This is a genomic window from Dyella silvatica (genome assembly GCF_026283955.1).
GTDB lineage: Bacteria > Pseudomonadota > Gammaproteobacteria > Xanthomonadales > Rhodanobacteraceae > Dyella_C > Dyella_C silvatica.
Genome location: NZ_JAPDPE010000038.1, coordinates 30,544 through 39,626, shown reverse-complemented (window position 1 = coordinate 39,626; position 9,083 = coordinate 30,544). Strand labels below are relative to the sequence as shown.

The following is a 9,083-nucleotide window of genomic DNA, read 5'->3' as shown; positions in this document are numbered from 1 at the left end:
CCGGTAACATCATGCGCCTGGCCGTTGTAGCTGCCGCGTGCGTCGACGTTCAACGACTGCTGTTTGCTGTTGTCCAGCGGGTTGGCGGTTTGCAGGCCGATGGTGCCGCCGACGCCGCCGGTGATCAGCGACGCCTGCGAGGATTTGTACACCGTCGCCATGTTGATCAGCTCGGACGGGTATTGATCGAACTGGATGTAGTTGCTGCCGCTGGTCGACGGCTGTTCGCGACCGTCCAGGGTGGTCTGGATAAAGTTGCCGGAGAGGCCGCGGATATTGATCTGCGAAGCCTGGCCGGCGATGCGTTCGGCGGATACGCCGGGCAGGTGGGTAAGCGAGTCGGCGATGGATTGATCGGGCAGGCCACCGATGTCGGCAGCGGTGATCACGTTCTGGATGGTGTCGGCGTAGCGCTGGTAGTCGATCGATTTTTCGACGCTGTTGCTGTAACCGGTGACGGTCACCGCGGACAGGCTCTTGGCCAGGGCATCCTGTTCGGTGGTTTTCTTGGGTTTGTCTGTAGTGCTTTTGCCGGTGTCGTCTTGCGGCGCGGATGTCTGCGCGGCTGCTGCCGTTGCCGCGGGGGCTGCCGGTGCGTCCGTCGCAACAGGTGCCGCTTGCAGACCGGCGGTAAAGCAAAGGCCGGCCGAAACCATGGCCAGAGCGAACACATTGAGTTTAAGCGTCACCGTTTTCCCCTCCCCGGGTTACAGCTTTATATGGCTAGGGCGACCGTCACCTGCCAGCGTTTTTTTGAGTAGCGGCACAGCGGCATGGATGGTCGACGGCGACCACCTCAGGTGGCAGTCATGGTAGGTGGGCCGGGCCGCGCGCGTACCGTTTTATGCATACGTATTCATTGCTGCTGTCATGCAGCTAAAAGTCGCTGGCCGATGCCGGTGGATCAGCTGATTTCGAGCCGGCTTGGCGCTCCGTCGGCGCTGATGGATGTGTTGCAGCGCAATGACTGCCGAAATGAATACGTATGCAGTGGCGCCGGCTCTGTTGCAGCCTCCGATTAAGCTGCCCAGCACGCGGAGGCCGGATAAACGTGTAACAACGCGGCCGCCATATCGAGAGCATCCCTGGACGAAAGCTTATGAGTGACGCCCCTTGGTGGCGCAGCGCGGTCATCTATCAGATCTATCCCCGCAGTTTTCTCGATACCAATGGCGATGGCGTAGGCGACTTGCCGGGGATTATTCAGCGTCTCGACTATGTCGCCAGTCTCGGTGTCGACGCGATCTGGGTGGCGCCGTTTTTCCGTTCGCCGATGGCTGATTTTGGCTATGACATTGCCGATTATCGTGATGTCGATCCGTTATTCGGCAGCCTGGCCGATTTCGACCGGTTGCTGGCCAAGGCGCATGGCCTGGGCCTGAAGGTGATGATCGACCAGGTGCTTAGCCACACCTCGAATGAGCATGCGTGGTTTCGCGAAAGCCGCGAAAGCCGCGATAACCCGAAAGCCGACTGGTATGTGTGGGTGGATGCGCAAGCAGACGGTACCCCGCCGAATAACTGGCTGTCGCTGTTTGGCGGCAGCGCCTGGCGCTGGGAGCCGCGGCGCAAGCAGTATTACCTGCATAACTTTTTGTCCTCACAGCCGGATCTGAATTTTCATCACCCGGACGTGCGCCGTGCGGTGTTGGACAACGTGAAGTTTTGGCTGGACCGCGGCGTGGATGGCTTGCGCCTGGACGCGATCAACTTCTGTTTTCACGACCGGCAATTGCGCGATAACCCGGCCAAGCCGGTCGAGTCGCGGGTGGGGCGTGGCTTCAGCGCCGATAATCCGTATGCCTTCCAGTGCCACTGGTACAACAACACCCAGCCTGAGAATTTGTCGTTTCTGGCCGATTTGCGCGCCTTGATGGATCGCTATCCCGAGGTTGCCGCGCTGGGCGAGATCTCGTCAGAAGATTCACTTGCCACGATGGCCGAGTACACCTGCGATCAGCGCCTGCACATGGGTTACAGCTTTGAATTGCTGACCGATGATTTCAGTGCCGGCTACATTCGCGACACGGTGCAAAACCTGGAGTCGCAGATGACCGAGGGCTGGCCGTGCTGGGCGATCTCTAATCATGATGTAAAGCGGGTGGTGACGCGCTGGGGGCGCGCAGGGCAGGCACCGCCTGCGGCGTGGGCCAGCATGCTTACCGCGATGCTGTGCTCATTGCGCGGTTCGGTGTGTATTTATCAGGGCGAAGAGCTGGGCTTGAGTGAAGCCGAGGTGCCTTTCGAGGCCCTGCAGGACCCTTACGGCATTGCCTTCTGGCCCAGCTTTAAAGGGCGTGATGGATGTCGTACGCCGATGCCTTGGGATGATGGTGTGCATGCCGGTTTCAGCGCCGCGGCGCCGTGGCTTCCGGTACCTGATGAGCATCGTGCGTTGGCGGTGGCGCAGCAGGAGCGTGATCCAGCTTCGGTGTTGAATCATTTTCGCGCTTTCATGCAGTGGCGTCGGGATCAGCCGGCCTTGCGTTGGGGCGATATTGCGTTTCTGGATACGCCGGAGCCGGTGTTGGCTTTTACGCGGTCGTTGGCGGGGGAGTCGGTGTTGGTGGCGTTTAATCTGGCGGAGCGGGTGGTGGATTTGGCTGTGCCGGTGGTGGGAGAGGTGGTGTGTTTGCAGGGGCACGGGTTGGCGCAGGGGGTATTGGATGGGGGGCGGTTGAGGTTGCCTGGGTTTGGGGTTTTGTTTGCTCGGGTGGAGTGATTTTTTGGCGTTTTGCGGGTGGTGCTTGTTGGTTGTTTTGTCGCGAACTGGCTCGCCTGCCGCGGGCTTTCGAACTCCTGCCGGAGCCCGAGTCACTTTCTCTTTGGGTGGCCAAAGAGAAAGTAACCAAAGAGAAAAGCCACCCCGTTGCGTCGCCCTACGGGTGCGTGAGGGTTGGCCGGGCTTTTCGACAGGGCTCCTGCCCTGGCGAAAAGGCATGGGCGTCCCTGCCCATGCCCCTGCGGGCCTGATCGTCCAGCCCTCACCGACGCACAGGGGCCCCGAAGGTCAAGGGCAAGAGCGAGAGCAAAGGCAGCATCAAGAGCAGCGTGCGGTGTCGCGTCGATTCTCGGCCTTGCGGCTTTGCCCCTCCCCCTACTTGTAGGGGGAGGCTGGGAGGGGGTGAGGGCTTGCGGCTAGGTTGCCCCCTCCCCAGCCCTCCCCTGTAAACAGGGGAGGGAGTGATGTTTTGGCGAGGCATGAGAGCGGTAGCACGGAGTGTGGCCTGGGGGCTTTGCAGCTGAAAAAAACGGTTATTTCACTGCAATCGCGTCGCGCGGGGGGCTTTCCGCAGATTTGAAGCGCTACACCTATACTTCCAGGGGTCTACACAAATGGAAGGGTGTCATGGGTCAAATTCTCGCGTTGGTCTTCGTTATTGTCGCGATCATCGTGCTGGCTAAGCTGGTGCGGATCGTGCCCCAGGGGTACGAATGGACGGTGGAGCGTTTTGGTAAGTACACCCGCACCTTGTCGCCGGGGCTGCATTTTCTTATTCCGTTCATCTACAACATCGGTCGCAAGATGAACATGATGGAGCTGGTGTTGGATGTGCCCAGCCAGGATGTCATCACCAAGGACAACGCCGTGGTGCGGGTCGATGGCGTGGTGTTTTATCAGATCCTGGATGCTTCCAAGGCGGCGTATGAGGTCTCTAATCTGGAGCAGGCTTCGTTGGCGTTGGTGATGACCAATATCCGTACGGTGCTTGGCTCGATGGATCTCGATGAGTCGCTGAGTCAGCGCGATGCGATCAATGCCAAGCTGCTGAACGTGGTGGATGAGGCGACGCACCCGTGGGGTGTCAAGGTCAATCGGATCGAGATCAAGGACATCGCGCCACCGCGCGATTTGATCGACTCGATGGCTCGGCAGATGAAGGCTGAGCGTGAGAAGCGCGCGAATATTCTGGAGGCGGAGGGTTTTCGTCAGGCCGCCGTGCTCAAGGCCGATGGTGAGAAGCAGTCGGCGATTCTTGCCGCCGATGGTAAGAAAGAGGCGGCTTTTCGCGAGGCCGAAGCGCGCATTCGCTTGGCCGTGGCCGAGGCCAAGGCGACCCAGTTGGTCTCCGATGCGATCGCCAGTGGCAACGTCAATGCATTCGCCGAATCAGAAAATGTTGCTGTTGCCGATGGAAACCACCGGCATTCTCGGTTCACTCGCCGGCATCGCGGAGTTGGCCAAGGACTCGTTGAACCAGCAGCAGCTGGATAAAGCCAGCACCGGCCGCCGCACGCCGCCGCCGGTGGGGTGATGGGCATCGCCCTTCCCCTGGTGCTTGCCAGGGGAGGGGTAACGCAAGTGTTTGTATGCTTGCCATGCGCCAACTTTTGGAGCCGTCCATGCTGTTCTCTGTTGCAACCCATTACCTGTGGTGGATGCTCGCGCTGCTGTTGATTGCGGCCGAAGTGATGCTGCCGGGTTATTTCATGTTGTGGATCGGCATTGCCGCCGCCGTCACCGGGCTGTTGATGCTGCTTGCCCCCGATTTGTCGATGCCGCTGCAGGCGGTGGCTTTTGTCGTGCTGGCGTTTTTGTCATGTGCGGCCTATTGGTATGGGCTGCGGCCCAAGCTGCAACGCAGCGAGCCGGGTGACGCGCATCTCAATCGCCGCGGTGAGCGGCTGATCGGTCAGCGTTATGTGCTGATCGAGGCGATCGTCAATGGGCGGGGCAGGGCGCGCGTGGGCGACGGCCAATGGCTGGTCAGCGGGCCGGATCTACCGGTGGGCAGCACGGTGGAAGTGATTGCCGTGGATGGCACGACGCTGAAGGTGCGCGCCGCATGACGCAGCTTTCCGGGTGGTCGCGCTTGCTGCGTTGGATGGGCAGGTTCCTGTTGGTCGTGGTCTGGATGCTGGCGTTGGTTTATGGCGCGATGGTGGGATGGTTTTTGCCGATCTGCACAGCGTCTTCCGGCGATGGGGCACTGGGCTGGAGTTTGTTTGTACTGCTGGTGTTGGTCTTCTATGGCTGGCCGGTATCGCTGATCGGTTTGGTGGTTGCCGCCGCGATAGCGTCGGCGGCGACCTGGTTTGCCCGGCCTCGTGGGCAGCTATGGCGCTGGTGTCTGTTCTCGGTGGTTTCGCTGTTGGCGCTGGGTGCCTTGGTCTCGTGGCTGTCAGGCGGGTCGGACAACTGCCGTTTGAATTACTGGTAATCAAGCGAAAGGCAGCTAGGCTGCGCGTATTCAAGTCTCGTGATTCCAGGTAAGAATGGCCGTCATGTATTTATCTTTCTCCAAGCCATGCGCCTGGCTCGCCGTGCAGATGGCCCGCATGGGTGTCGATTTGGGCGGGTATGAGTAATCAATTCGCCACTGCCGCGCTCAATACCCGTCTGGCATTTCTGCTCGAACTGGCGCGCCGGTTACATCAGTACGGCGCTGCCGCGCCACGCCTGGAAATGGCCGTGGCCGGCGCTGCCCAGCGCATCGGCCTGTCGGCGGATGTCTGGTCCAGCCCGACGGCGGTCATCATTTCGTTTACCGACCTGGCGCAGGGTGAAGACGGTATCGCCCAGGTGACTCAGGTGATGCGGCTGCCGCCGGGGGAGATCAACCTGGCGCGGCTGTGCGAGGCCGATGCCATCGCCGACCGGGTGATCGACGGCCAGCTGGATCTGCGGGAGGGTTCTCGCCTGTTACGCGCCTTGGGCGTGCCCGATACGCGCCGTGCCCAGGCCGGGGTGATTGCCAGCTATGGTCTGGCCGCCGCCAGCATCGTGGCCTTGCTGCTGCACAGCGGTTGGGCCGATCTGATTACGGCGGGCATTATCGGCTTGATTATCGGCAGCATTACCGTGTTATCCGGTACGCGTCCCCGATTAGCCGTGGCCAGCGAAGCGATCAGTGCGATGGTCGCCACCACGGTGGCGATTATGGTCAGTGCTTTTGTGGTGCCATTGGCGATTAAGTCGGTGGTATTGGCCGGGCTGATCGTCCTGTTACCGGGCATGGCATTGACGACGGCGGTGCGTGAAATCACCAGTCAGCATCTGGTTGCTGGTATGGCGCGAATGGGCGGAGCCGTATCCACATTACTCAAACTAACGTTTGGTACTGTGGCTGCAACTCAATTATGCGAGGCCGCGGGTATTCAGGCGCGCGATTTTGCCATGGCGCCGTTGCCCGCTTGGATGGATAACGTCGCCCTGTTATTGGGCGCTTTTGCTTTTGCGATTGCGTTTCGCGCCGCCAGGCGGGATTGGCTTATCGTGATGGCGGCGGTGGTGCTGGGTTATTTGACCACACGCTGGGGTGGCGCCATCTCCGGCAGCTTGCCCAAAGCACCGTTTGGCGTATTTCTCGGTGGTTTGCTGTTGAGCGCGCTGGCCAATGGCTATGCGCGTTTTGCGCATCGTCCGGGCGCGGTGATTCGCGAGCCGGGGATCATTCTGCTGGTGCCGGGCAGTGTCGGTTTTCGCAGTGTTTCCTATCTCTTGGAGCGCGATACCACACTGGGGATGGATACCAGTTTGCTAATGATTACCCTGCTGGTTTCGCTGGTGGCGGGGCTGATGTTCGGCGATTTGCTGATTGCGCCGCGCCGCTCGCTATAGCCTATTCGCTATGTTCCTACGAATCGGGGCACTGTGCCGGCCGGCCATCGGTTGGTAGCTACCCTGGATATAAAAACGCCGGCATAGAGCCGGCGTTTTATTAAACGATGTTGCTTGAAAGATCAGATCAGCAGATCTTTTTCTTTCTTGCCAGCTTTCAATGCATTGTTGAACCAGTGCGGACGCTTGCCGCGGCCGGACCAGGTCTGTGCAGGATCCGCTGGATTACGGTACTTGGGGGGGACCACACCGCCCGATTTACGGGCTTTGCCGCGGCCGAAGATGTCTTCAAGGCTAAAGCCTTCGGCCTTGACGAGAGCTTGAATCTTCTCGCGCAGCTTGCTTACGCTTTCCTTGCGGATATCTTCCTGGCGGATCTGTGCTTTGCTGATCAGCTCATTGAGCTGCTTATGATTGAGATTTTTGATATCGACTGCCATGTTTGGACTCCCGGGTGAGTTCAACAAAGTGTTGCAATTGTAATTATTGTGAACGAATACTGCCTTATTGCAGGCGTGATTCTCTCCGATCCTCTGCTTGATTGCAAAGTACTTGATATACAACGGATCGAAAGAATGGTTCCCGGCGCCGTCACGGCGGTTGATTCGGTGCTAATCATTTGCCAAATGCGGTATGGATTTGACGGTATTTATCGGCGGCTTTCAGGAAAGAAAATGGCCGCATTGCGCGGCCATTTTCTTTTACCCAGCGCTACTGGATTTAGTGGCGCTGATTAACCGAGTAGAGCCCATAGTTCATTGGTGTCGATGGCGCGATTTTCTGTTTCATTGCGGGCGCGATATTCCAGGGTGCCGGCGGCGAGGCCGCGTTCACTGACGACGACGCGATGGGGAATGCCGATTAACTCCATATCGGCCAGCATGGAGCCCGGGCGCAGGCCGCGATCGTCGAGTACCGCCTCGATGCCGCGTTCCGATAATTGCTGGTACAGCGCTTCGGCGGCGTCGACCACGGCGGGTGAGTTTTTCGGATTGATAATGCAAACCGCGATACGCCAGGGCGCCATGGCCTCGGGCCAGATCACGCCGGCTTCGTCATGTCGCTGTTCAATCGCAGCGGCGACGATGCGGCTTACACCGATGCCGTAGCAGCCCATGTACATGACCTGGGCCTTGCCCTGGTCATCGGGCACGGTGGCTTTCAGTGCCTCGGCGTATTTCTGGCCGAGCTGGAATACGTGGCCGACTTCAATGCCGCGGGCCAGATGCAAGATGCCTTTGCCATCGGGGGAGCGGTCGCCTTCGACGACCTTGCGCAAATCTTCGACGCGGCTGATGCGTGCATCGCGATCCCAGTTGGCGCCGTTGTAGTGGGTGTCGTTGGCATTGCCGCCGCAGATGAAATCGGCCAATAGCGCGGCGCTGCGATCGACGATGACCGGGATGCTGTCGGGCAGGCCGACAGGGCCGATGAAACCGGGGCGAGTGCCGGTGGCCGCGAGGATTTCCTCTTCGCTGGCCAGCACCGAATCGCCGGGGAGTTCGGCCAATTTGCCGGCTTTGACTTCGTTGATCTCGTGGTCGCCACGCAGGCACAACGCCACCAGGCCGTTTACGCCGCGCACCAGCACGGTTTTGATGACGCGGTCAGGCGTGACGCTGAAATGGGTGGTGACGTCGTCTACGGTGCGCACGCGTGGCGTGTCCACACGCTGCAGGCTGGCCGCCGGAGCCGAGCGCTCGACAGCGGGGGCCAGTGCTTCGGCCTTCTCGATATTGGCGGCGTAATCGGAGCCGTCGGAAAACGCGATGGCGTCTTCGCCTGAATCCGCCAAGACCTGAAATTCGTGGCTGGCGTTGCCGCCGATGGCGCCGGTGTCGGCTTGCACCGCGCGAAATTTCAAGCCGAGCCGGGTGAAGATGCGGACATAGGCCTGGTACATCACCTCGTAGGTTTCGCTTAGCGATTCTGCGGTGAGGTGAAAGGAGTAGGCATCTTTCATCAGGAATTCGCGCGCGCGCATCACGCCGAAACGCGGACGTATTTCGTCGCGGAACTTGGTTTGAATCTGGTAGAAATTGATCGGCAGCTGTTTATAGCTTTTCAGCTCGTTGCGCGCGAAATCGGTGATGACTTCTTCGTGGGTGGGGCCGTAGCAGAACTCTTGCTCTTTGCGGTCCTTGATCTTCAGCAACTGGCCGCCGAATTTCTCCCAGCGCCCGGTTTCTTCCCACAGCTCTTTGGGCTGCACTGACGGCATCAGCATTTCGATGGCGCCCGCGCGATTCATTTCCTCGCGCACGATGGCTTCGACTTTTCGCAATACGCGCAGGCCCAGCGGGCTCCACGTGTACAGGCCGGAGGCGAGCTTGCGAACCATGCCTGCCCGCAGCATCAGCCGGTGGCTGGCGATTTCGGCGTCGGCGGGGACTTCCTTGACGGTGGCCAAGTGGAATTGGCTAAGGCGCATGTGGCTGAATCCGGCGTGTAAAGACGTCGATTATAGCCAGTAGATCGCGCAAGCTCTTTGCTATGGGTTGCAACTCCCCCGGCGCGGCGT

The 9,083-nt window shown here is 59.9% G+C and carries 7 protein-coding genes and 1 pseudogene; 5 read left to right on the top strand and 3 right to left on the bottom strand.

The window, feature by feature from the left end:
• On the bottom strand, window positions 1-689 hold a 689-nt coding region (locus OUZ52_RS09670; RefSeq protein WP_266158179.1), incomplete at its 3' end, for a TonB-dependent receptor plug domain-containing protein.
• Window positions 690-1,099: 410 nt separating this feature from the next.
• Here OUZ52_RS09670 and OUZ52_RS09665 point away from each other — a divergent pair.
• From OUZ52_RS09665 to OUZ52_RS09645, 5 genes and pseudogenes are all read left to right on the top strand, one after another.
• A complete protein-coding gene (locus OUZ52_RS09665; RefSeq protein WP_266158178.1) occupies window positions 1,100-2,722 on the top strand; it encodes an alpha-glucosidase in 1,623 nt (540 codons plus the stop codon).
• 627 nt (window positions 2,723-3,349) lie between these two features.
• Window positions 3,350-4,256: pseudogene (locus tag OUZ52_RS09660) on the top strand (SPFH domain-containing protein).
• 88 nt (window positions 4,257-4,344) lie between these two features.
• The gene (locus OUZ52_RS09655; protein ID WP_266158177.1) at window positions 4,345-4,791 is read left to right on the top strand and encodes an NfeD family protein; all 447 of its coding nucleotides are present in this window, start codon (window positions 4,345-4,347) and stop codon (window positions 4,789-4,791) included.
• Window positions 4,788-5,162, top strand: coding sequence for a hypothetical protein (locus tag OUZ52_RS09650; RefSeq protein WP_266158176.1), 375 nt, complete (start codon window positions 4,788-4,790; stop codon window positions 5,160-5,162). Before OUZ52_RS09655 ends, OUZ52_RS09650 begins: the two co-directional genes overlap by 4 nt.
• Before the next feature lie 140 nt (window positions 5,163-5,302).
• Window positions 5,303-6,562 (top strand): threonine/serine exporter family protein, encoded by a 1,260-nt coding sequence (locus OUZ52_RS09645; RefSeq protein ID WP_266158175.1) that lies wholly within the window; start codon window positions 5,303-5,305, stop codon window positions 6,560-6,562.
• A 122-nt stretch (window positions 6,563-6,684) separates the two neighbouring features.
• Here the strand turns inward: OUZ52_RS09645 and OUZ52_RS09640 are convergent, their stop codons facing one another.
• Both OUZ52_RS09640 and OUZ52_RS09635 read right to left on the bottom strand, forming a co-directional pair.
• Window positions 6,685-7,002 (bottom strand): H-NS histone family protein, encoded by a 318-nt coding sequence (locus OUZ52_RS09640; RefSeq protein WP_266158174.1) that lies wholly within the window; start codon window positions 7,000-7,002, stop codon window positions 6,685-6,687.
• Between the two features lie 293 nt (window positions 7,003-7,295).
• Entirely contained in the window at window positions 7,296-8,993 is a 1,698-nt protein-coding gene (locus tag OUZ52_RS09635; RefSeq protein ID WP_266158173.1) for a proline--tRNA ligase, read from the bottom strand.
• Between the last annotated feature and the right edge of the window lie 90 nt (window positions 8,994-9,083).

Coding starts and splice junctions, on each gene's coding strand:
- OUZ52_RS09665 (WP_266158178.1), top strand. CDS start 1,100: ATGAGTGACGCCCCTTGGTGGCGCAGCGCGGTCATCTATCAGATCTAT.
- OUZ52_RS09655 (WP_266158177.1), top strand. CDS start 4,345: ATGCTGTTCTCTGTTGCAACCCATTACCTGTGGTGGATGCTCGCGCTG.
- OUZ52_RS09650 (WP_266158176.1), top strand. CDS start 4,788: ATGACGCAGCTTTCCGGGTGGTCGCGCTTGCTGCGTTGGATGGGCAGG.
- OUZ52_RS09645 (WP_266158175.1), top strand. CDS start 5,303: ATGAGTAATCAATTCGCCACTGCCGCGCTCAATACCCGTCTGGCATTT.
- OUZ52_RS09640 (WP_266158174.1), bottom strand. CDS start 7,002: ATGGCAGTCGATATCAAAAATCTCAATCATAAGCAGCTCAATGAGCTG.
- OUZ52_RS09635 (WP_266158173.1), bottom strand. CDS start 8,993: ATGCGCCTTAGCCAATTCCACTTGGCCACCGTCAAGGAAGTCCCCGCC.